The 22,033-nt window shown below is 56.8% G+C and carries 21 protein-coding genes and 1 tRNA gene; 1 reads left to right on the top strand and 21 read right to left on the bottom strand.

Features of this window, described 5'->3' with window-relative positions; all coding sequences use genetic code 11:
- Positions 1–31: 31 nt before the first annotated feature.
- From ABJZ52_RS06475 to ABJZ52_RS06420, 12 genes are all read right to left on the bottom strand, one after another.
- Positions 32–1,372, bottom strand: coding sequence for a S41 family peptidase (locus ABJZ52_RS06475; protein WP_348189463.1), 1,341 nt, complete (start codon positions 1,370–1,372; stop codon positions 32–34).
- Positions 1,369–2,718 (bottom strand): peptidoglycan DD-metalloendopeptidase family protein, encoded by a 1,350-nt coding sequence (locus ABJZ52_RS06470; RefSeq protein ID WP_348189465.1) that lies wholly within the window; start codon positions 2,716–2,718, stop codon positions 1,369–1,371. The genes ABJZ52_RS06475 and ABJZ52_RS06470 overlap by 4 nt, the downstream gene beginning before the upstream one ends.
- Before the next feature lie 216 nt (positions 2,719–2,934).
- The gene (gene rlmH, locus ABJZ52_RS06465; protein ID WP_348189467.1) at positions 2,935–3,417 is read right to left on the bottom strand and encodes a 23S rRNA (pseudouridine(1915)-N(3))-methyltransferase RlmH; all 483 of its coding nucleotides are present in this window, start codon (positions 3,415–3,417) and stop codon (positions 2,935–2,937) included.
- A 58-nt stretch (positions 3,418–3,475) separates the two neighbouring features.
- Entirely contained in the window at positions 3,476–3,886 is a 411-nt protein-coding gene (gene rsfS / locus ABJZ52_RS06460) for a ribosome silencing factor (RefSeq protein WP_348189469.1), read from the bottom strand.
- 157 nt (positions 3,887–4,043) lie between these two features.
- Positions 4,044–4,679, bottom strand: coding sequence for a nicotinate-nucleotide adenylyltransferase (locus tag ABJZ52_RS06455; RefSeq protein WP_348189471.1), 636 nt, complete (start codon positions 4,677–4,679; stop codon positions 4,044–4,046).
- The gene (locus ABJZ52_RS06450) at positions 4,676–5,956 is read right to left on the bottom strand and encodes a glutamate-5-semialdehyde dehydrogenase (protein WP_348189473.1); all 1,281 of its coding nucleotides are present in this window, start codon (positions 5,954–5,956) and stop codon (positions 4,676–4,678) included. The genes ABJZ52_RS06455 and ABJZ52_RS06450 overlap by 4 nt, the downstream gene beginning before the upstream one ends.
- A gap of 67 nt (positions 5,957–6,023) precedes the next feature.
- A complete protein-coding gene (gene proB, locus ABJZ52_RS06445; RefSeq protein WP_348189475.1) occupies positions 6,024–7,154 on the bottom strand; it encodes a glutamate 5-kinase in 1,131 nt (376 codons plus the stop codon).
- Complete coding sequence (gene obgE / locus ABJZ52_RS06440; protein ID WP_348189477.1) at positions 7,154–8,200, bottom strand: GTPase ObgE; 1,047 nt, start codon at positions 8,198–8,200, stop codon at positions 7,154–7,156. The genes proB and obgE overlap by 1 nt, the downstream gene beginning before the upstream one ends.
- Before the next feature lie 232 nt (positions 8,201–8,432).
- Positions 8,433–8,996, bottom strand: a complete 564-nt coding sequence (locus tag ABJZ52_RS06435; RefSeq protein WP_348189479.1) for a GNAT family N-acetyltransferase — start codon at positions 8,994–8,996, stop codon at positions 8,433–8,435.
- The gene (locus ABJZ52_RS06430; RefSeq protein ID WP_348189481.1) at positions 8,996–9,601 is read right to left on the bottom strand and encodes a GNAT family N-acetyltransferase; all 606 of its coding nucleotides are present in this window, start codon (positions 9,599–9,601) and stop codon (positions 8,996–8,998) included. The genes ABJZ52_RS06435 and ABJZ52_RS06430 overlap by 1 nt, the downstream gene beginning before the upstream one ends.
- A 128-nt stretch (positions 9,602–9,729) precedes the next feature.
- On the bottom strand, positions 9,730–9,999 hold the full coding sequence (gene rpmA / locus ABJZ52_RS06425; RefSeq protein WP_153770478.1) for a 50S ribosomal protein L27: 270 nt from the start codon (positions 9,997–9,999) through the stop codon (positions 9,730–9,732).
- Between the two features lie 49 nt (positions 10,000–10,048).
- Positions 10,049–10,672, bottom strand: a complete 624-nt coding sequence (locus ABJZ52_RS06420; protein ID WP_348189483.1) for a 50S ribosomal protein L21 — start codon at positions 10,670–10,672, stop codon at positions 10,049–10,051.
- A gap of 483 nt (positions 10,673–11,155) precedes the next feature.
- On the opposite strand from ABJZ52_RS06420, the gene ABJZ52_RS06415 reads away from it, so the two are divergent.
- A tRNA-Ser gene (locus ABJZ52_RS06415) sits at positions 11,156–11,245 on the top strand.
- Positions 11,246–11,323: 78 nt separating this feature from the next.
- Here the strand turns inward: ABJZ52_RS06415 and panB are convergent.
- From panB to ABJZ52_RS06370, 9 genes are all read right to left on the bottom strand, one after another.
- Complete coding sequence (panB, locus tag ABJZ52_RS06410; RefSeq protein ID WP_348189485.1) at positions 11,324–12,133, bottom strand: 3-methyl-2-oxobutanoate hydroxymethyltransferase; 810 nt, start codon at positions 12,131–12,133, stop codon at positions 11,324–11,326.
- 62 nt (positions 12,134–12,195) lie between these two features.
- Positions 12,196–13,053, bottom strand: coding sequence for a pantoate--beta-alanine ligase (gene panC / locus ABJZ52_RS06405; protein ID WP_348189487.1), 858 nt, complete (start codon positions 13,051–13,053; stop codon positions 12,196–12,198).
- A 296-nt stretch (positions 13,054–13,349) separates the two neighbouring features.
- Positions 13,350–15,134: a fused response regulator/phosphatase gene (locus tag ABJZ52_RS06400; RefSeq protein ID WP_348189489.1), complete on the bottom strand. Its 1,785-nt coding sequence runs from the start codon at positions 15,132–15,134 to the stop codon at positions 13,350–13,352.
- 26 nt (positions 15,135–15,160) lie between these two features.
- Complete coding sequence (locus tag ABJZ52_RS06395) at positions 15,161–15,466, bottom strand: STAS domain-containing protein (protein WP_348187972.1); 306 nt, start codon at positions 15,464–15,466, stop codon at positions 15,161–15,163.
- Positions 15,467–15,475: 9 nt separating this feature from the next.
- Positions 15,476–16,654, bottom strand: a complete 1,179-nt coding sequence (locus tag ABJZ52_RS06390; protein ID WP_348187974.1) for a methyl-accepting chemotaxis protein — start codon at positions 16,652–16,654, stop codon at positions 15,476–15,478.
- Between the two features lie 46 nt (positions 16,655–16,700).
- Positions 16,701–17,765 carry a chemotaxis response regulator protein-glutamate methylesterase gene (locus ABJZ52_RS06385; protein WP_348189492.1) on the bottom strand — a complete coding sequence of 355 codons (1,065 nt, stop codon included), beginning with the start codon at positions 17,763–17,765 and terminating at the stop codon, positions 16,701–16,703.
- A 14-nt stretch (positions 17,766–17,779) separates the two neighbouring features.
- Positions 17,780–18,400, bottom strand: a complete 621-nt coding sequence (locus ABJZ52_RS06380; RefSeq protein WP_348189494.1) for a chemoreceptor glutamine deamidase CheD — start codon at positions 18,398–18,400, stop codon at positions 17,780–17,782.
- Positions 18,397–19,248, bottom strand: coding sequence for a protein-glutamate O-methyltransferase (locus ABJZ52_RS06375; protein ID WP_348189496.1), 852 nt, complete (start codon positions 19,246–19,248; stop codon positions 18,397–18,399). The genes ABJZ52_RS06380 and ABJZ52_RS06375 overlap by 4 nt, the downstream gene beginning before the upstream one ends.
- A 57-nt stretch (positions 19,249–19,305) precedes the next feature.
- Positions 19,306–22,026, bottom strand: a complete 2,721-nt coding sequence (locus ABJZ52_RS06370) for a methyl-accepting chemotaxis protein (RefSeq protein WP_348189498.1) — start codon at positions 22,024–22,026, stop codon at positions 19,306–19,308.
- Positions 22,027–22,033: the final 7 nt, after the last annotated feature.

Below are 22,033 nucleotides of genomic sequence, written 5' to 3'. Positions count from 1 at the left end.
CTCCTGTTTGAGAGCACGGCCACCAGCTTTATCAATTTGGCGCCGAAGCGGAATCACCGGTCGGCGGGAAGGCGCTGTTCACCTGTTCGCCGCGCAAGAGATCAAGCGCCAACTTCAATTGTGTATCTTCATCCGGGTCGGCCGGCACGTAGGCCTGGCTACCAGACTGCTCTTTTTCACCTTCCTCGCCTTCGGCTTCCAGGTGGCCTCGCAATCCGGCTTCGCCCTTGGTTTCAGCCCGGCCTTTAAGCTCATCTGGCAAGTCCTGAAGCGACTCGATGTCAGGAGCGATGCCCTTGGCCTGAATGGAGACACCAGAAGGCGTGTAGTAGCGCGCCGTCGTCAGGCGAATAGCGCCATTAGCACCTAGTGGAATAATGGTCTGAACCGAACCCTTGCCGAACGAACGTGTGCCAAGGATCGTCGCCCGGCGATGATCCTGCAGAGCACCTGCTACAATCTCCGATGCAGAGGCGGAGCCGCCGTTTACCAGAATGATAACCGGCTTGCCATCGGTCAGGTCACCGCTGCGCGCATTGTAGCGCTGGGTCTCATCCGAATTCCTGCCGCGCGTCGACACAATCTCTCCACGTTCCAGGAACGCATCAGAGACCGCGATAGCCTGGTCAAGAAGTCCGCCCGGGTTGTTGCGAAGGTCGATGACGAAGCCCTTGAGGTTATCCTCGCCGATGTTGCTCGCCGTTTCTTCGATGCCCTTCTTCAGGCCATCGAATGTCTGTTCATTGAATTGGGTGATGCGGACATAGCCAACATCACCTTCTTCACGCCAGCGCACCGAGCGAATGCGGATGATGTCGCGCGTGATGGTGATGTCGAGCGGCTCGCCTGCACCCTCGCGCCGAATTGTCACGACGATGTCGGTCTTGACCGGGCCACGCATCTTTTCGACTGCTTCATTCAGGGTCAGTCCCTGAACCTGCTCGCCGTCGATATGAGTGATCAGGTCACCCGCCAGAACACCCGCCTTGTAGGCCGGAGTATCATCGATCGGGGATACGACCTTGACGAGGCCGTCTTCCATGGTGACTTCGATGCCGAGTCCACCAAATTCGCCGCGTGTCTGCACCTGCATGTCACGGAAACTCTTGGGCGACATGTAGCTGGAGTGAGGGTCCAGCGAGGTCAGCATGCCGTTGATCGCATTTTCAATCAGCTGCGCATCATCTGGCATTTCCACGTAGTCGGAGCGCACGCGCTCAAACACATCACCAAAGAGATTGAGTTGGCGATAGGTGTCGGACGCAGCGGCATTGGCCGCGTCACTGACCCGGAAGGGTATCTGGGTGAGCGTGGTGACTGCAGCAGCCCCCATCAGTGCGCCAACGAGTAGCAGTGAAGCTTTCCGAATCATCCGCGAGCCTTTTCTTCTTCAACGCGCACCCACCAAGGTGTGGGATCGATCGCACTTCCGTCTTTGCGAAATTCAACATACAGGATCGGTTGGGAGGAACCCAAACCAATCGTGGAGGCACTTGCCCATTTGGTTGTGCCCATAACGCCTACAGGTTCCCCTGCAAGCACGAATTGCCCCAATTCAGCGTCGATTCGGTCCATGCCGGCAAGAAGCACATGGTAACCGCCGCCTGTGTTCAGGATCAAGAGCTGACCGAACGAACGAAAGGGGCCAGCATAGACAACCCAGCCATCAGAAGGCGAGGTAACACGCGATACTGCTCGAGTTGTGATCGATTGCCCTTGTGTGAGGCTACCGAACTCATCTTCCTGACCGAAGTCCCGCACCATCTCACCCGAAACCGGACGGGGCAAGCGACCTTTTGTATCCTCAAAGGCTACTGCCGGCGCCAGCCGACCGGGATCAGAGAAAGGATCCTCGCGCTCGCTCTGGTCAAGACGTGCTTGCCGTTCTGCCTCACGAGACTTTTCTGCAGCGGCTCTGGCGCTCTCGATCTCGCGTTCAAGATCAGCGATCAATTCCTTGAGAGTACCCGCCTTTGCGGCCAGTTCCTGCGATCTTGCCTTTTCCTGAGCAAGCTCTGCCGCCGTCTTCTCTCGCTCCTGGCGCTTGGCGCTCAGGAGCAGCTCAAGGCGTGACTTTTCTTCCGCAAGACGCATGGCGTCGCCGCGCAAACTCGTCTTTTCTTCTGCGATAACAGACTTCAAACGGCTGAGTTCTGCCAAGTCGGCGGCGAGCGCTTCAGTTTCCACTCTCAGTTCAGGCATGACCGCGTTGAGTAGAATTGCACTTCGTACCGCGGCGAGTGCGTCGCTAGGGCGCACCGCCAACGCTGGCGGTGGGCGGCGGCCAATACGCTGAAGCGCGGCCAAAACCTCCGCAAGAACACCTCGGCGTCCTCTCAAGGACACCCTCACAGTGTCTTCGTTTTCCGCGAGACGAAGAAGCCGCCGCTCGGTGTCGGTGAGTTTGGTCTCGAGAGACTTGATGGTATCGGCGGCCGTCAGGATCTTGCTGTTGAGCGTGTCTCTGTCCCGGTCGATCAGCTGGATTTCCCGCTCGATTTCCGACTGCCTTTGGTCCGAGACTTCCATGTCCCGCCCCAGTGCCAAAAGCTCCTGCTCCCGCGCCTGTTTTTGTTGAGCCGCTTGATCGATTTCCGGAGAGGCCGACACCGTCTCAGTCGCTTCGACAGTTTCGGTGGATATTGCCGGATCGATTGCGACCAGCAGCAGAAATCCCGATGCCACAATCGACGAGATAACACCCAGCGAGCAGCTCATCCGCTCATGCGGGCAGAGCCTCAATTTTATCGCGTGCCATCTGCCGATCAATCGGTCCGTCATAAGGAGTCGATACCCAATGCATCGTTAAGGAACCGTTCACCAGATGCTGCTGCGGGGCCGCGTCTGGCAAGAATACAACCTAGCGGGCGATTACGGCGACAACCGGGCATCACGCGACGCGGCAACTTCAATCAAAAGCCTCGTGGCCTCTGATTATTCGCGATGGTAAGGATGACCGGCCTGAATCGTCAGGGCGCGGTAGATCTGCTCAGCCAGCAGAATGCGAACGATCTGATGAGGCCAGGTCATCGCCCCGAAGGCAATTTTCAGGTCGGCCCGAGCCAATATGCGATCGCCATGCCCATCCGCGCCGCCAATGACGAAAGAGACATCAGGAACACCATCATCTTTCCAGGCTTCCAGCTTCGAGCTGAAATCAGGACTGCTCAGGGATTTGCCGCGCTCGTCCAGGACAACGAGCTTCCCGCCGGACGGGAAGCAGGCCTCCAGAGATGCAGCTTCTTCTGCCTTGCGATCCGGCCCCCTTTGTGCACGGCTTTCGGCAATCTCCCTGACGGAGACATCCGCCAAGCCGAGACTGCGGCCGGTCTTTCTGGCCCGATCAATATAGCGGTCGAACAAATCCTTGTCGGACCCGGACTTCATGCGTCCGACACAGGTTATATTAAACCGCATTGCATCCCTTGCAGGGCCTGAGGCCCCGCACTTTCACTCTCTCAGACCAGTCCGCTTGCTAGCCGACGTACTGCGGTGCGTCGTCCGGCTCAGGGGCCCACATTTTCTCGAGGTTGTAAAAACCCCGCACTTCAGGACGAAAAATGTGGACGATGACGTCACCGGCATCGATCAAAACCCAATCGCAGGTCGTCAGACCTTCAACGTTGGCGTTACCGGCACCCGCATCTTTGACATCGCGCAGAAGGTGATCAGCGATCGCACCCACATGACGATGCGAGCGACCCGAGGCGATCACCATCTGATCCGCCAATGAGCTTTTACCGGAGATTTGGAGAGTCACAATGTCCTCTGCCTTGGAGTCTTCAAGACTGGCGAGAACCGTATCGATCAGCTCACCCGAAAGTTCAGCGCTTGCGGGAGACTGTTTCGGAGCGGACTGGATGGCCCCCTCGCTTTCAAAGGTCATGGTCAGGTGTAGTGCCTTTCGCCTTGTTGCCCCCGCACATCATGTCGGGGGACGGTTTGACCGTACCCAGGGCGCCATGTCGGCGACCTTCTATAGAATAAGCCCTTCAACTTTGCATTTTCAAGACATGCAACAAATCCAGGGGCTTCACTTTCCGTTACGGAATCTTCTTTTGCCTCAAACTTGTTGAGGACGTGTGGTCGAGTGCAGTGTGCAGAAATGCCCAAGCTGGCGGCTTTAGATGTGCCAGCAAGGGCGCGTCTTCCTCTGCAACTCTTTGGCGCTCATAGGCTTTCGCCAGTGGTGCGCCGAGGGTCGCCAATGACGACCCCGGTCGGTCGATGATCGCGATCGGAACGGTTTGAACAATCGACTGCCAATCTTGCCAATCATGAAATCCGGCGAGATTGTCAGCACCCATAACCCAAACAAAGTTCAACGCAGGACGTTTTCGCTTCAGCAACTGCACCGTCTTTGCCGTGTAGGGCGATCCGAGAATCACTTCGTGAGCGCAAACCCTCATCTTAGGATGGTTGGCCAATGCGTTTGTCATATGGACCCGCGTCTTGAGCGGCGCAAGTTCGGCGTGATCCTTGAGAGGGTTTCCAGGAGTAACCAGCCACCAGATCTGATCAAGATCCAGACGCTTCAAGGCTGTCTCTGCGACCAGCAGGTGTCCACTGTGCGCCGGATTGAACGATCCGCCGAACAGGCCGATACGATTGCCGCGCTCAGCGTGTGGCAACTTCAACCATTCAGGAGCCAGTATTTCTTGACCGGAACATGCCGTCATGAACGGATCTGTCCCTCGCCGCGAACACGATACTTGAAGCTTGTCAGTTGCTCCACACCAACTGGGCCGCGTGCGTGCATGCGTCCTGTTGCGATCCCGATTTCTGCCCCCATGCCGAATTCACCACCGTCAGCGAACTGGGTGGATGCATTGTGCAAAACGATTGCTGAATCGACGCGCTGGAAGAAGGTTTCTGCCGCCTCAGTGTCTTCCGTTAGGATACAATCGGTGTGATTGGAGCCATAGGCTGCGATGTGTTCAATGGCTTCATCCAGACCAGAGACGACTCTCACCGCCAGGATTTCGTCCAGATATTCCGTGCTCCAGTCAGCTTCGCTCGCAGGCACCACGTTTTCGCAAAGCTCGCGCGTGCGCGCGTCGCCGCGAACTTCACAGCCAGCGTCTTGCAGTGCCTTCACGATTGCAGGCAGATGGCTGTGAGCCACAGCCTCATCAAACATCAGGGTTTCGAGTGCCCCGCAAATACCGGTTCGCCGCATCTTGGAATTGACGATGATGTCCCGGGCTTTGTTCAAATCAGCCTGTCTGTCGACAAAGATATGCACGAGGCCTTCCAGATGAGCAAAGACCGGTACCCGGGCTTCGTCCTGAACCCGCGCCACAAGGCTCTTGCCACCGCGCGGGACAATCACATCCAGATTGCCGCCCAGTCCTTTCAGCATCTCGCCAACGGCCGCACGATCGGTAACCGGCACCATTTGAATAGCGTCTTCCGGCAGACCAGCTGCCTTGAGACCTGCCTGCAGAGCAGCGTGGATTGCCTTGTTGGAATGGATCGTATCCGAGCCACCGCGCAGAACCACCGCATTGCCCGCCTTCAGGCACAGTGCACCAGCATCTGCCGTCACATTCGGACGGCTCTCGTAGATCACGCCAATGACGCCAAGCGGAGTCCGAACACGTTCGATCTTAAGACCGTTGGGACGCTCCCAAGCCGAAATCACGCTACCGACAGGGTCCTCAAGCGCAACAATGTCCTCCAACGCCCGCGCGACCGCCTCAATCCGTTCCTCGGTCAGAGTTCCACGATCGAGAAACGATGCACTCTGTCCGTTCGCGCGCATCAACTCAAGGTCTTTGGCGTTGCCCTGAAGGATGCCCGTCATATCTACGCGCACGGCCTTGGCCATTTCTTTAAGCGCGTTGTTCTTGGCTTCTGTTGGAGCAACGGCAAGAACGCGGCTTGCCGCGCGAGCGCGCTGGCCGATTTCTGCCATGACTGTCTGAACGTCGATTGACTCAACCTTTTCCAACATTTTCCCGTTCCGCTTCATCATCTGCGATTGCAGACCCAAATCCCTGATCCCGGCTTTCTTACCGGTTTCAGTCTGACATTGCATCGTCCAGCACAAGATCATCGCGATGGATCATTTCAGCCCGCCCCGGATAGCCAACGATCGCCTCGATTTCACGGCTGTTCCGCCCTGCGATCATAACCGCTTCGTCATGGTCATAGGCTATCAGGCCACAACCAATGTCCCGACCGTCCGGATCAAGCATCCGAACCGCATCTCCGCGAGAGAACTCTCCCGCGACGCGTTTGACGCCCGCCGGTAATAGGCTTTTTCCGTCTTGAAGCGCCTTGACTGCCCCCGGGTCGAGCTGAATCTCTCCACGGGGCTCCAGGTGACCACCAATCCAGGCCTTGCGGGCTGTCGCCGGCGTTGCCAGAGCCGGGAACCAGGTTCCACGCGAGCCTTCGTTCAAACGCTTGAGTGGGTTCAGGCTCTTTCCAGACGTGATCACCATTGACGTGCCCGCCGCGGTTGCGATTTTAGCGGCATCGATCTTGGTTTTCATACCGCCGCGAGACAGTTCGGACCCGGCACTTCCCGCCATGGCTTCAATTTCGGGCGTAATGCGCGGGACTTCAGGCAAAAAGACAGCGTCCGAGTTTGTCAAAGGCGGTGCGGTATAGAGGCCGTCAATATCGGACAGAAGAACGAGGCAATCCGCGCTGGCCATGGTCGCCACACGAGCGGCCAACCTGTCGTTGTCCCCATATCGAATTTCTGAGGTCGCGACGGAATCATTTTCGTTGATGATCGGCACCGCACCAAAGTTCAGCAACGTCCCGATCGTGGCGCGGGCATTCAGATAACGCCGACGCTCTTCCGTATCACCCAATGTCAAAAGGATCTGTCCTGCCTGAACACCGTGCAGGCCCAGGCTCTCCGCATAGGCCTTGGCAAGCGCAATCTGGCCAGCTGCCGCAGCTGCCTGACTTTCCTCCAGCTTCAATGGCCCCGCAGGCAAACCCAAGATGCCGCGCCCCAGAGCAATCGATCCGGAGGAAACCACAATGACCTCGGAGCCAGCCTTCACCAGCGAAACAAGGTCCTCGATCATGGCATCCAGCCAGTCGCGTTTAAGCTCCCCTCGTTCCACAAGAAGGGCAGAGCCAATCTTCACGACGATGCGGCCGTGCTGTGACAGGGGACGCAGGCTGGCCATCAGGGATGCCAGCCTTCCTGCTCCTTGGACGGTACTTCATTTGCTGCGTCCTGCTTGTCCTTGTCGATCGCACGCATGATCATGCGCAGCGCCCGGTCCACGTTGTGGCCGCTTGCGGAAGACAGGATCAATGGCTTCTGACCACACGCCGCTTCGAGAGAGGTTGATTGCTCCTCGATCAGCTCATCGGTCAGGGCATCGCATTTTGAAAGGGCAACGATCTCGGGCTTCTCGGCCAGGCCATGACCATAGGCCTCCAGCTCACCACGCACCACGCGGTAAGCTTCACCCGGGTCCTCGACGCTGGAACCATCGACCAGATGCAGAAGGACCCTGGTACGTTCAACATGCCCAAGGAAACGATCGCCCAAGCCAGTGCCTTCATGTGCCCCTTCAATCAGTCCGGGAATATCTGCCATGGCAAAGCTGTTGCCATCAATCTGAACGATCCCGAGGTTGGGATGCAGCGTGGTGAAAGGATAGTCTGCAATCTTCGGCTTTGCCGCAGACACGGTTGCGAGAAAAGTCGACTTGCCGGCGTTGGGTAATCCCACAAGCCCGGCATCGGCGATCAGTTTGAGCCGAAGCCAGATCCATTTTTCTTCACCGAGGAGACCGGGGTTCGCACGGCGCGGCGCCTGATTGACCGATGACTTGAAATGCGCGTTGCCAAACCCGCCGTTGCCACCCTTGAGCAAAAGCACCTTCTGCCCGACCTCGGTCAAATCCGCGATAACCGTCTCATTGTCTTCTTCGAGAACCTGCGTCCCCACGGGTACCTTGAGCGTCACATCGCCACCATCGGCGCCGGTGCGGTTCTTGCCCATGCCGTGAATACCTGTCTCGGCCTTGAAGTGCTGCTGATAGCGATAGTCGATCAGCGTATTGAGTCCGTCCACGCACTCAACCCAGACATCGCCGCCACGGCCGCCATCGCCGCCATCCGGCCCGCCATATTCGATGTATTTTTCTCGCCTAAACGATACACAGCCCGCACCACCATTTCCGGAGCGCACAAAGATCTTGGCCTGATCGAGGAATTTCATTGTTTTCTTCTTTCTGTCCTGTCGGTCAGGTTACTCAGTTGCTCACGAAAGTCGTGCCTAATGCGCCCACGGCCTCACTCATATACTCTTTGAACCAGCAGGCGCGGCCCAGCCAATACCTCAAAGTAGAGGGTTCCGGCAACCGGCCGGGTGAAACACGGTCAATCAAGCCGACCATGCCGCCCAGATTAACGGCGGACGCAGCGCCCGCCGCCGGTGGTATTTACATGCTTCACGCCGCGACCCGCCGCGCTTCGAAGTCATCCCGCTCCAGACGAACAACGACACATGAGACCTTCCGGTCCAAGGGCTTGGCAAAACGCTCCGTCATTCCAACAGGGCGGAACCCCTGCCTTCTGAGAAGCGCCCGGGACGCAGTGTTCTCCTCATAGGCCCTTGCCGCGATGGCTTGGCAGTCATACGCGGCAAAAGCCCAATCCAGAACAGCTCGGGCTGCCTCACTGGTGTAGCCAAAGCCTTGAAAGCTTCGCCCGATCCAATAGCCCAGGCTCGGACACTCAGGCTGCTGCTCAAGCTCCCCGGGAGCCTCGATCGCGATCACGCCGATAAAGATGCCGCCAAGCGTCATCGCAAAAGCCGCTTCACCCTCAAACGGGTTCCCGGCCATCACATCGGCCACGAAGGTTTCAGCGTCGCCTTCGATATACGGCCACGAACAACCTGTCAGCCACCGCGCAACCTCGAAATCCTTGCCGCCCAAAGCTGCGATGGCTTCCGCATCGCTTTTTTGTATCGGTCGCAGGACCAATCTCTTCGTTGTCAGGGTAGGAAGCATCAGCGGCGCCCTCCCCATGTCTTCAAGGACGACCAGACAGCCCTTTCCAGATTGTACCGCTCAATAGGAACATTTCCGCCTGCACCAAGAGAATGGATCATCGACTGGTCACGATACTGGAAACCGGACTTGATCAGAACCCGTCGGGATCCAGGATTGGTAACCCGACAAGCGCCTGTAAGTTCGCTCATGTCGCCGTAGGTAAAGGCATGATCCACGAGGGAATGCAGTGCCTCTGTCGCTAGTCCCTGTCGCCAGAACGCTTCGCCCAGCCAATAGCCGACGTGAACCGGACCGCCGGCTTCAAGTTCGGCATAACGGGCCACTCCGATGAAGCGGCCGGTCGCCAGCAGCCTGATCGCAAAGACGGCGCTATTGCCTCTGGCGGCTTCGGCCTTCGCAACAAGCAACTTTGCGTCAGGAAGGCCGAAAGGATGCGGCATGGTCGCCAGGTTCGCGGCGATACGGTGGTTGTTAGCCAGATACACGATATCAGCCAGATCGTCCGTTCGCGGCAAATCAAGACGCACCCGGACGGCTTCCTGCGGCAAGGGGGCCGCACCACGACAGCTTTCGTCTAAGAGACCATCACTCTCAACAACCATGTTTCCAACTCCAGTCAAAATTCAAAGAAAAAGGGGAGATGGCGCCCCATCTCCCCTTGAACTTTGACCGGTTCATCTTGAACCGCCGGGGCTATGAGGCGCCGGCGGTTTTCGATAACACGTCGGCTTTACTCCGCTGCTTCCGCCACTGGAAGCACGTTAATGAAGGTTCGCTTGTTGGCTTTGGCCTGGAATTCCACCTTGCCTTCGACCGTTGCGAAGATTGTGTGGTCCTTGCCCATGCCAACGCCCGTGCCCGGATGCCACTGCGTGCCACGCTGGCGCGCAATGATGTTGCCCGGGATTACGGCTTCGCCGCCATACTTTTTGATGCCGAGACGGCGACCAGCGGAATCGCGACCGTTGCGTGACGAACCGCCTGCCTTTTTATGTGCCATGAGGGTGCTCCTCGTTCCTAAAAGTGTTGTTCAGACCGGATGGCAGCGATTATTCGCCAGCCAGTTCCTTGGCCTGCTCAAGCCAGTTGTCGCGCTCGATGCGGCCCTTGAAGCTCAAGGCATCGTCGACGCGGGCGATATCGTCGGCGGAGAAAGCAGCGACCTGCGCATAGGTGGTGATGCCCAGCGCGTTCAGCTTCTTCTCCAGAACCGGACCAACGCCGGAGATCTTCTTCAGATCGTCGGCCTTGCCTTCCGGCGCGGTGAACAGCGGCGCTACAGCGTCATCGCTTGCAGCAGCCGGTGCTTCTTTCTTGGCTTCAGCCTTCTTCGGCGCAGCCTTTTTCGCCGGCTTTGCGCCAGCGGCCAGAATGTCGGTCACCTTCACAAGCGTGAAGGACTGACGATGGCCATTGCGACGACGGGAGTTCTGACGCCGACGCTTCTTGAAAATGATAATCTTGCGGTTGCGGCCCTGTTCGACGACTTCAGCAACGACGCTGGCGCCTTCAACAAGCGGAGCACCGACCGTCGTGTCGGTACCGTTGCCGAGCATAAGCACTTCGTCAAACGTGACGGTGCTGCCTGCTTCGGCATCGAGTTTTTCGATCTTCAGAAGATCGTCTGCAGCGACGGTGTACTGTTTACCGCCGGTCTTGATCACTGCGAACATGTCTCGCACGTCCTTCTTTTCGTTTTTACTACGCCCTGCCATCTATGCGGCAGATACGTTCGATAGCTGTTCGTTGGCGCCCGGAAGAAACTCGTCTTTTGGGACAATCAGGGTCTTTGCGACAGAAGTATGCGGATGTTACCGCCGAAACCTGCCAGGCCTTCAAACAAAGCGAAAGAGCGGAATCGTTGCCAATCCCGCTTCTTCAAGCTCGCGCACTATATGCATGGTGCACCGCAAGTCAACGCTTAACTGCCAGCTTCAGGCCGATCGGCCAGCGACACGTCAGGGCGCTATCGTTTTGCTGCAAGGCGCGATACCGATGTCCGGCTCATGGTCCTGCCGATTGCGCTCCCCCGACCATCTCCGCTCGTTTCCCGCCGGTGATAAAAAACCGCGAAAACCACTCAACAGGCTCTTGCGGCTCACAAAAGCCTTGTCTATGTTCCGCGCCACTTGAGACCCGTTTATCTTGAGTGCCGCGGAGAGGTGCCGGAGTGGTTGAACGGGGCGGTCTCGAAAACCGTTGAGCGCGCAAGCGTTCCGAGGGTTCGAATCCCTCTCTCTCCGCCATTTTCCTAATTTCGCCGACACACCGAAAAAAGCCCACCGAAGTTCGGCGGGCTTTGGGGCTGGCTGCGTGTTCGGGTCTTACGTGTAGGTTTGAGCCGCAGAGGGGAAAGAGCGGTCCTTTACCTCGTCCGCGTAGGACTTGACCGCATTTTCGATCTGGTTGCCGAGGTCGCCGTAGACTTTGACGAACTTCGGCGGTTTCGGGTTCAGACCGAGCATGTCTTCAAGCACCAGGATCTGACCGTCGCAATCTGCCGACGCACCGATACCGATGGTCGGGATGGCAATCTGCTTGGTGATCTTCGCTGCCAGTGGTTCGACCATTCCTTCAAGCACTATGGCAAAGGCACCTGCCTCGGACACGGCTTTGGCGTCTTCCTCATGCATCGGCCAGCTGTCTTCATCGCGCCCCTGGGTCTTGAAGCCTCCCATGACGTGACTTGACTGCGGCGTCAGCCCCGTATGCGCCATGACGGGAATGCCCCGCTCGGTCAGAAAGCGGATGGTCTCGGCCATGCGCTTGCCGCCTTCGAGCTTGACCGCGCCACACCCGGTTTCCTTCATGATGCGTGCAGCATTGCGGAATGCCACCGCCGGGCTTTCCTCATAGGTGCCAAAGGGCATATCAACCACGATCAAGGCGCGCTGGGTGCCACGCACAACTGCCTTGCCGTGCATGATCATCAGATCGAGTGGCACGCCGACCGTGGACTCCATGCCGTGCATCACCATCCCCAGGCTGTCGCCGACGAGAATGAAATCCGCGTATTTGTCGACGATGGCAGCCGTATGCGCGTGATAGGAGGTGAGCGACACGATCGGATCGCCTCCCTTTCTCGCTGCAATCTGGGGCACCGTGACACGGCGTATCGGTTTTTGCGTGCTCATCGAGCGTCCTTTCAAAGAAGCGTCGTCGCGATGGATTTAAGCCCTGAAGCGAGCCAGTGCAATTACCCTTTGGTTCCCGGATGAATGACCTTTTGGTCAATCAGAAGGACCTTTCCGAAACGCACAGCAAGAAGAACGACCGCTGGCCTGGTCAGCGGACCGTCGAGCTCTTCAAGTGTCTCGGCGTCCCGAATATCAACGCTTTCGACCTTGCCAAGACTTGCCTCAGATAGGGCCTTCCTGACGGCTCCATCCATGTCGGCGATCGTCCCGCCGGCGCGCGCGACGTCATCGGCCGCCAAAAGCGAACGGTTCAATGCCGGGGCCTCCGCCCTTTGGTCCGGCTCCAGGCGGACATTGCGAGACGACATTGCAAGACCATCGGCTTCGCGTACCGTCGGATGTCCGATGATATCGAGAGGCATGTCCAGATCACGAACCATTTGCCGGATCAACGCCAGTTGCTGATAGTCCTTTTCGCCAAAAACAGCTACGTCCGGCCCGACGATGTTGAACAATTTGGTCACAACTGTTGCCACACCTCGAAAATGCCCTGGCCGAAGCGCGCCCTGCAATATGCCTGAAAGGCCCGGCACTTCGACAAATGTGTCGCCGCCCACGCCGTACATTTCGTCAACATCAGGCATGAAGACCGCTGCAACGCCCTCGTCCTGCAAGAGCTTCAAGTCACGGTCGGGATCACGCGGATAGGAGCTCAGGTCCTCATTCGGGCCGAACTGGGTCGGATTGACAAAGATAGAGACGACAACACGGTCGGCACGAGATGCTGCCTCGCGGACCAGCGACAGGTGCCCCTCATGCAGGAACCCCATGGTCGGCACCAAAGCGACGCTCAAACCCTTGCGTCTCGCCTCGCGGACCTCCTCACGGATCGCCTTTTTTGTCGCACAGATCTTCATTCCCTCTCCCGAACCTTAGGGGTGAGCCATGTGGTTGTCATCTGACCATTTGTTGGAAAGGAGGAATAGGCCAAGGGCGCGAGCGGGTCCAGATCGCAATCAACTGCGGCATGGAGCGAAGGCGCAATTTTTCGGCGCAGACGGCAGGACACGAAAAACTCAGGATCGTGTCGCAACATCCATCATCCGCCGGATCCCTGTTGCCATTTATCGAGAGAAAGCAGCAGATCAGCGACGTTCAGCCGAAAGCGTGCTTGGAATTTTTACCCGGCCAAGCCCTCGACAGGATCAATCGGCTAAGCTGCGGACAACTCAACAACCGCCTCGACGATGTTGCCCTTTCCCCGATAGATCAGGTCGTCGAAAGACAACTTCTGCGCAATTGCGATACCTCGGCCATTAGGCGCGTCCAGCCTGGCCTCACCGTCAAGGTACGTCTGAAAGTCAAAACCTTCGCCTTCATCTGTGATCTTCAGCTTTATCTGGCTGCCGGACTTTTCAAACTCCACCTGCACCCGGCGATCGCGAAAGACTGGCAAGGAAAGCCTCGCCTCGATTTCATTGTTCAACTTGTTTGCCAGCAAAAGTTCTGTCTTTTCTTCATGGCGTATGGCCAGATTGCCGTGTTCAATCGCATTGGCCAACAGCTCCCAAATGCCGGTTCTGACCGCATCCGGCTCCGGATATTGCGCGGCCAACCTCGTGGTGAGTTCCTCGGCATCCTGCATGGTCCGGATGACGTACTTGTCCTGAGAAGTCAGGGGGCTGGTCGCAGGCTCTTCAGTTTCGTCGACCTTTTCAGTGGCCAAGTGCGTCTGGCCGAAAGCGTTCAGCTCATCACGTCCACCCTTGACCTTCACATGCTCGAGAAAAATCAAGGTCAGATCATCGTCCAGCCCACCCGGCGCCACCGCAGCAAGATCACCGACGAGCGCAAGCGGGCGCTTTGTCAGCCTAATCGAGGTGAGTTCGTCAAGTCGGCCAATCAGTGGATCCATATCGTAAAGCGGGGCCTCAGCCGAGGGTGTCTCGGTAAGCGCATCACTGTAGGCAAACAGGCAGCTTCCAACCGGAAACGGCAGCCGGATTTGGTCAAAAGCCACGCCGTCAGAGATGCCCAAGGGCATTCCGCCGATGGAGACCACTTCATTCCGGCCATTCTTTTCAAGGATTGGCTGCGGCGCTCCCGCCGAGGCCAGATCGATCATGTTTTCGCGAAAATCGATATCGCAGCACAACATGGTAGCGAACTGCCCAACCGGAAGCACCTCACACAGAAAGTCATTGACCGTCGCAAGCCAATCACCTGGACCCTGACGGTCATCCTTCAAAGAGGTCCGCAGAAAGGTATTAAGCCGAAAAGTATTCAGTGCCGACTTGACGCCATGGCCAGTGAAGTCCGCATTCCATATTCTGATACGGTGATCGTCGAGCTTCTCCGCCCCCCAGATATCGCCTGCGAGCCCTTGGCAAGGCTGGCTATGCCAGGCAAATTTCAGCGGGAATTCCTGCTCCATTTCATCGATCGCCTGGTCGGCAGGCAGAAGTTCCATCTGCATCGCCTTGGCCGAATTAAGTTCCTCACGCATCTGATGGCGATAGGACTTGAGACTATCGATCAGGCGGAGACGTTCCAGATGCACACGTATTCGGCTCAGAAGTTCTCGCGCATTGATTGGCTTGTTGATCAGATCGGAAGCGCCCGCTTCAAAAACATCGCCGCGCAGCGCCGGAGTATCGGACGACGTCTGAACAATGATCGGGGTTTCCTGAAATGCCCCCTCCTCGCGCAGCTCCCGGCAAAGGTCAAAACCTGTTTTCAACGGCATGAAAAGGTCGGTAATTATGAGCTCAGGCAGCCATTCGCGCGCAACGCGCAGGCCTTCTTCACCGTCGGTTGCCGACTTGACGTTGGTAAATCCGTGATTGGCAAGGATCGCATTGATGGTCTTGCGGGCAAAGCGGCTGTCATCAATCAGCAGCAGTCGTGCGTTGGCCAGCGTCCCCAATTCCAGAAGGCCGCTTCCCGGCGCAGACCCAGGATCTGTAAAGTCAGAGCTTGTCAGAGCCGTCCCAACCATCGTCCTCCCTCCCTATTCCCAGAGCGCTATTCGGTGATGGTCATCAGCTGATCGAAGCGAGACAGTTCCAGAATTTTGCGGACCTGCCCCTTGGCGCCGCTCAGGGTCAGATCCCAACCATTTTTTTTGCCAGCATCGGAGGCAATGACCAACATGCCCAGCCCGGCGGAATCGATAGATGTCAGGTCGGACAGGTCAAAAACGCAGCTCTTTACGTTGGCTTCGGTCATGTCATCAACCAGGGTGCGGAAGGCGCCATTGTCCTGATACTGCAACTGGCCGCTGATATAGGCCGTGTATTGCGTTCCGTTGCATTCGGTTCTCAAGTTCATTGGAATCTCCTAAAATAATTCGATGTCATCATCATCAGATCCGGATGCATCATCAGCCGCAGAATTGTCAGTTTCGGCGGACATAATGCCGAATTCTGCCTCATACGCGGATTTTAACGTTCCCAGTTTGAAGATGTTTGCTATTTCGCTTGCGAGGGCCTGTCGAAACTCGAGGCTCGTCCCTTCAAGCGACACTGCAGTTTCCGGCAAGGTGTCTCCTGACACTGCCAGCATCTTCAATATAGCGTCAGATACGCCTTCAAGTCGCTGTTTGGCCCGATCTTGGAACTGCAGCTCGACAATAGACGCACCGATCTCCATTTCCATTTTCTGGCTTGCTTCGGCGCTCCGCTTGAGCGTACCGGCAAGCTGGGCGTTCTTGTCAACAAAGCCCTTGGTCATGACCTGCAAACGTTCATGAGCCGCTATGTTGTCTTCTGACATATCAACGGTCGCGATTTCCTTAATGATGGAATAGCCGCCATCAAGACCTGCTGTGACCCGACTGGTCTGATCTCGCAGATCCGAGGACAGGTCGTTGACCGACGTCGCGAGGCTGCGCACCTCCTCGGCCACCACGGCGAACCCCTTGCCCGCCTCTCCGGCTCGAGCGGCTTCGATTTTCGCATTCAAGGCAAGAAGGTTTGTCTGACGGTTGATCCGCTCGATCTCGTTGATGCTCTCCTGCATGTTCTCAAGGACCTTGAAGATGTCATCAAGCGTGTAGGACATCTTCACACCGCGCGAGGACAAGAAGACCACCTTTTTGAAGAAATCCTCCATCGTGTCGGAGAGGTCTTTTGCCAACTCGCTGATCGGAACATCGTTCTCTTCGACCGCGATGTGCTGAACATCGTAGGCCATGGTGTCAACGACGTTGCTCTGCTCTCGTGACGCGACCGCCATGGTCCGGAAACGCTCGGTCAATGAAGAGGTATTCTCCTCAACGTACTCAGAGACGCTGCCGATTTCCTTGATAAGGAATTCGAGTGTCTGCTGCTGGACCGATCGTTGATCTTCAAGCCGACCCAACACTTCACTCTCATCCAACTCAAGAGAGAAGGCACGCAACGGCTCACCGCCCGTCGAAACCAAGTTCGAACCCGGCTTGTGGGCCGCCCCCTCGAAGAGATCTCCATCAACGCCCTCTATTGATGCAACATCTTCGGCCTTTTCACTCGCTACCATGGCGGCCTCCATTCTCTGGTCTATCAAAATCGGCTTGAGGACAGGGTCAAATACGAACCGCCTGCCTGCCGTCCTTTGCACATTCATTCAAAACGGTTTGCGCGATTTCGCCGAGCGGAACCTGACGCTCGACGGCGCCCAGCTCATGCGCAGCACGCGGCATTCCATAGACAACGCATGTCGCCTCGTCCTGGCCTATGGTTATGCCGCCGGCATCGCGAATTGCCTTTAATCCTTCAGCACCGTCCCGGCCCATGCCCGTCAGCAACACACCCACAGCATTCACGCCAATGTTTTCAGCCGCGGACCTGAAGAGAACGTCGACAGATGGACAGTGACCACTGACAAGAGTGTTGCCTTCGACCTTGCAGACATAATTTGCGCCAGAGCGCTGGATACTCAGATGCGTTCCGCCGGGTGCCAGATAGGCATGCCCAGGAAGCATTCTCTCTCCGCCCTGCGCCTCGGAGATCCTGATGGCACACATGCGATTGAGTCTGGCAGCAAACTTGGGCGTAAAGCTTTGCGGCATGTGCTGAGTAATCGCGATCGACGGCGCGTCGCCGGGAAGGCTGCGCAGAACGTGTGTCAGAGCCTCAACGCCTCCGGTGGAGGCGCCAATACAAACCACCCGCTCTGTTGTCTTGTAGTGTGACGAGACCGGGCGCGCAGTATGCGGCGAGGCCTGCCTTTCACGAGCCCTGACACGCGCTGATGCCGCCGCGGTGACCTTGGAGACAATCTCGCCGCGAAGATTCTGAAATGAATCTTTCAGATCCAGCACAGGTTTGCCGACGATGTCTACAGCGCCTAGTTCCAATGCCCGAAACGCAGCATCGGCGCCCTTCTGGGTCAACGAGGACACCATCACGACGGGCATAGGCCGCAAGGTCATGATCTTTTCCAGGAAATGAAGACCGTCCATACGCGGCATTTCCACATCCAGTGTCACAACGTCCGGGTTGAGTTCCTTGATCATCTTTCGCGCGAAGATCGGATCGGAAGCAGTCCCCACCACATTTATTGTCGGATCGGACGACAGCATTTCCGTCAGCATCTGTCGTACCAGCGCGCTGTCATCAACAATCAGAACCTTTATCTCTCGGGACATGTTCATGACCTGCTTCAAAAGAGCTCGATCGAACCGGATGCGGTTTCGGTCTTCAGGGTTGCGGCGTAGTTCAGTTCTTCACTCGCAACACGTGCTTCCTGATTTGTGCAAATATAGAGCTGGCGAACGACGCCCGTGGACGGGCGATAATAGATCCTCCGGCCGTGATTTCCGCCAACATCCGACGCCGCGACGGCCAGCCTTTCGGTGCAAAGATACTGCCTCACGAAGTCGACGTTCTTGGTTCCGACTCGGGCCGAGTGAAATCCGAGGTTTGCCCCGCCAAAGATCTTGATCTCGAGTTCTTGCCGGGAGCAACCGCTTTTCAGGACCATGTTGATCAGAGCTTCCATCGCAAAATTACCGTATCGCAGGGCAGCGCTTTCTCCATTCCACTGGCCGGTATCACTTTGAGGCAACATGAAGTGGTTCATACCGCCAAAGCCGGTTCTCGGATTTCGGATGCAAGCCGAAATGCAGGAGCCAAGAATTGTCACGAGTGTTTGCTCCGGCTCAGACACCGTTCTTGTGTCACCCGGCAGGACACGAACCTTGTGATAGAGCGCGGTCTGTTCAATCTGGGCATCTGCCGGAAGGCCATGACCAGAGTGCGCAAGAGACCTCCCCGCCCTCATCGGAGAGCCTTTCGGTAGATGGTCTTGCCCATCGGTATCAGCTGATCGCGTTGATCCAGGATCGTCTCGGAGTGCCCTATATACAGCCAGCCTCCTGGCGCCAGGCAGCTGTGAAACCGCTTCAGCAAGCGGTCCTTGGTGGGGCCATCAAAATAGATCATTACATTTCGGCAGAATATCGCATCGAATTTCCCCTTCATTGGCCAGTCGTGAAGGAGGTTGAGTTGCTTGAAAGTTATCAACTCCCTTAGTCCCTGCTTGACGGTCATCTCATTTCCGCGGCGATCCTGGATTGTCCATTTCGCGAGCCGCGCCTTGGAAAGACCTTCCGCGTCCTGAAGGCGGTAACGTCCGGCAGCTGCGGCGGCGACCATGGAAGTATCCAGGTCGGTCGCCAAAATCCGAAAATCATATGAGGAGAGCCTTTTCAGACCCTCCGCCATGGTCATTGCTATCGAGTATGGCTCTTCTCCTGATGAACAGCCGGCTGACCAGATCCTTATCCGTGTGGCGGTTGGAGCATTTTCAAACTGCTCCGACATTTTTTCCGCCAAATGGTCGAAGTGATGGGGCTCACGAAAGAACCGGGTCAGATTGGTGGTGATTGCGTTGATGAACATGCCCATTTCATCCTCGGAGTCCCCACTCTCGAGAAAGCTGCAATAGGCTTCAAAACTATCAAGCCGCACCGCTCTCAAGCGCCGGGCAAGGCGTGAGTAGACCATGTTCTTCTTATGATCAGCGAGAACGATCCCGGTCTTTGTCTTGACCAGCTCCGCAATATAGCGGAACTCCTGCTCGTTGAAGCTGAACTCTCTTTCCGGGTCTTGGACAGCAGCTGCTAACATGATCAATCACTCGCACTCTTGCGGCGGGTGCATTGCCCCGCCGCCGCATGACAGGGCCTAGAACTCTTTCCAGTCGTCGTCGGCATTGATCGCGACCGCGAGATTTTCCTGAAGGGCAACCGCGCCACCTCGCGCAGGCCGGCCATACGCCGCGGCACTTCCGCCTAGGGTGGCGACATTGCCGCCAGCCGATGCAGCCTGGGCCGTTGAGTTGAGTATGGCAGCGTCCGTTTTGAAGAACGCCATGCGCTGACTCATATTCTCGGCCTGGCCTTGAAGCATGCGGCAGGCTGCAGCATTTTCCTCAACCAGTGAGGAGTTCTGCTGGGTCATTTCATCCATCTGGCTCACCGCCTTGTTGATTTCCTCAACACCGGTCGCCTGCTCGCGGCTTGCCGCGGCAATTTCCGAAACGATATCGGCCACCTTCTTCACCGACGTCACGATCTCACTGAGTGTTTCGCCGGTGTTGTTGACCAGATCAACGCCATCGGTCACCTGTCCGCCGCTTTCGACAATCAGATCCTTGATGTCCTTCGCGGCTTCCGAAGAACGCTGTGCGAGAGAGCGAACCTCGGAGGCCACGACTGCAAAGCCCTTTCCGGCATCGCCCGCCCGCGCGGCCTCTACTGCGGCATTCAAGGCAAGCAGGTTGGTCTGGAAGGCGATTTCATCAATCACGCCAATGATGTCGGAGATCTTCTGCGAGGAAGATTCAATTCGGCTCATCGCATCCACCGCTTTGGTGACCACATCACCGCCGCGCGTTGCCACCTGGTTCGCACTTGCAACGAGTTGATCAGCCTGCTGCGCGTTTTCGGCATTCTGGCGGATTGTCGCAGCCATCTCTTCCATGGATGCCGATGTTTCCTCCAGACTGGACGCCTGCTGTTCGGTCCGCTCCGAGAGATCAGTTGTGCCGGAGGTGATTTCGGCCGAGGCATTGCTCACTTCGCCGGCACCGGTTGCAACTTCAGAGACAATCTCGGCCAGGCGAACCGCCGTGTCGTTGAGATTGTTCTTCAGCTCTTCAAACATGCCCGAGTACGGCGTCGTCACACGAGTGGTCAGATCGCCCTCCGAAAGAAGCCGCAGTTTGCCATTGACATCATCAAGCGCGTTGGCCGTGGTCTCGCACAGTTCATTGATCGACGTGCTGAGGCGAAGCATGAAGTCTTCCTTGCCCTCAAGTGGCAACTTCTCACGGAAGTTTCCGTTGGCCGCCGCATCTACCACCGTTGAAATTTCCCGTTCAACACGGCGTTCTTCGGTGACATCAGTCCACTCAACGACCGCGCCCAGACGATTTCCATTTGCGTCCAGAACGGGGTTGGCAATCAGGCCGAAATCCCGACCGCCAACCTGGATTTCAGTCTCCAGCGTCTGATTCAGCGAGGCCAGGATGTTCCGTTGATGTGCAGGGTTCTTGTGGAAGATATCTATGTTGGTGCCGACCAGCTCGTCTGCAGCGAAGCCCGGAAATACCTCACGCAGGTCTTTTTCCGCGTTGCGCATCATCTTCGAGACCGACTTGTTCAGATAAGCAATGTTGCCATCCATATCAGCCAGCATGATATTGGTCGTGCAATTGTCCAGCGCGACCTTGATCCGGGTATTGACGCCAAGAAGCAGCTCGGAGTCATTGGCTGCCTTGCGGAAGTTTTCCAACTCGCGCGCAAGCTGGCCAACTTCATCCGTCCGGTCCTGATACGCAACGTCCAAGTCAAGTGCGCCATTGGAAAGCTCGACCATCTGATCGCTCAAATCCGTGAGCGGTTTGACGATGCCGCGAATAACAAGACGGGCAAAAAGCACACACATCAAGAGAGCGAGCGCCGCTGAACCTGCATTGATCAGAAAGGTCACGAAGGTCGAGGTTTCAACACCGTGAGCGATTTGTTTTTCTTCGTCGCTCAACGCGGACATGATGTTTTCGAAGTCTTCTTCGATGTGAGCTGCCGTCGAAACCATGTCGTTGTTAATCAGGGCGTGAAGCTCGTCTGCGAGTTGAACGATCTTGGTAAGCGTCTCGGAATATGCGGCGGCCTTGCCCGAAATCTCTGCGGCCCGTGACGACACGCCTGGAATTGCGGAATTGGCAAGCGAGGCGATCAGCACTTCGCTCTTGGCAAGAGATTGTTCAGCTTTTTCAACGCCGTAGCTTTTGCCTGAGGAAATAACCTGGTTTGCAATCAGGCGCCCTCTCATCAACTGTTCCATGAGCGCCGCCGATTGAGAGATCGCATTGGAGTTTGCGCTCCTGATCGCTGCTGTCTCGACGTCGTGAATGACTTTTTCAAGCTCTTCGCCAAGCGGCTTCAGCGTCTCCAGGAAAAGCACTCGCTCTTCCCCTTTGATATCGCTTGCCTCTTCGTAAAGCTCATGAAATTCGAGCGTGTCGGTTTCGACTTTGGCCAACCCCTCGTGATGGCGTGCGCTCACATGGCCCTTGGTTTCACCAAGCTGTTTTTCAAATACGACAAGCTTTTCAGGCACCGAGGAGGTGCTGCTATCCAACGTGCCCAGGAGATACTCACGCGCCTCGGCTTTCAAAACCAGGAAGTTCTGGAGCAAATGCGCCATCTCGTATTCGGCAGCGAATGTCTTCTCGACTTCTGCGAAGGACTGATTTGTCCGACTGTAGTTCAGGAAGGATAGTCCAGCGATCAAAAGGATCGTGAAAGTCAGTATGCTCGAAAAAATCAGCACTTTCTTTTTGACCGAAAAGCCACCGCTTCGCTGCGGGGCAATTTGGGCCATCTCATCGGTGGTCTGCATTTTTCTC

Source organism: Roseibium sp., from assembly GCF_039982295.1.
In the GTDB taxonomy this organism is placed as follows: Bacteria; Pseudomonadota; Alphaproteobacteria; order Rhizobiales; family Stappiaceae; genus Roseibium.
Note: the sequence above shows the minus strand (reverse complement) of the source record. Positions and strands in the feature narration are given on the sequence as shown.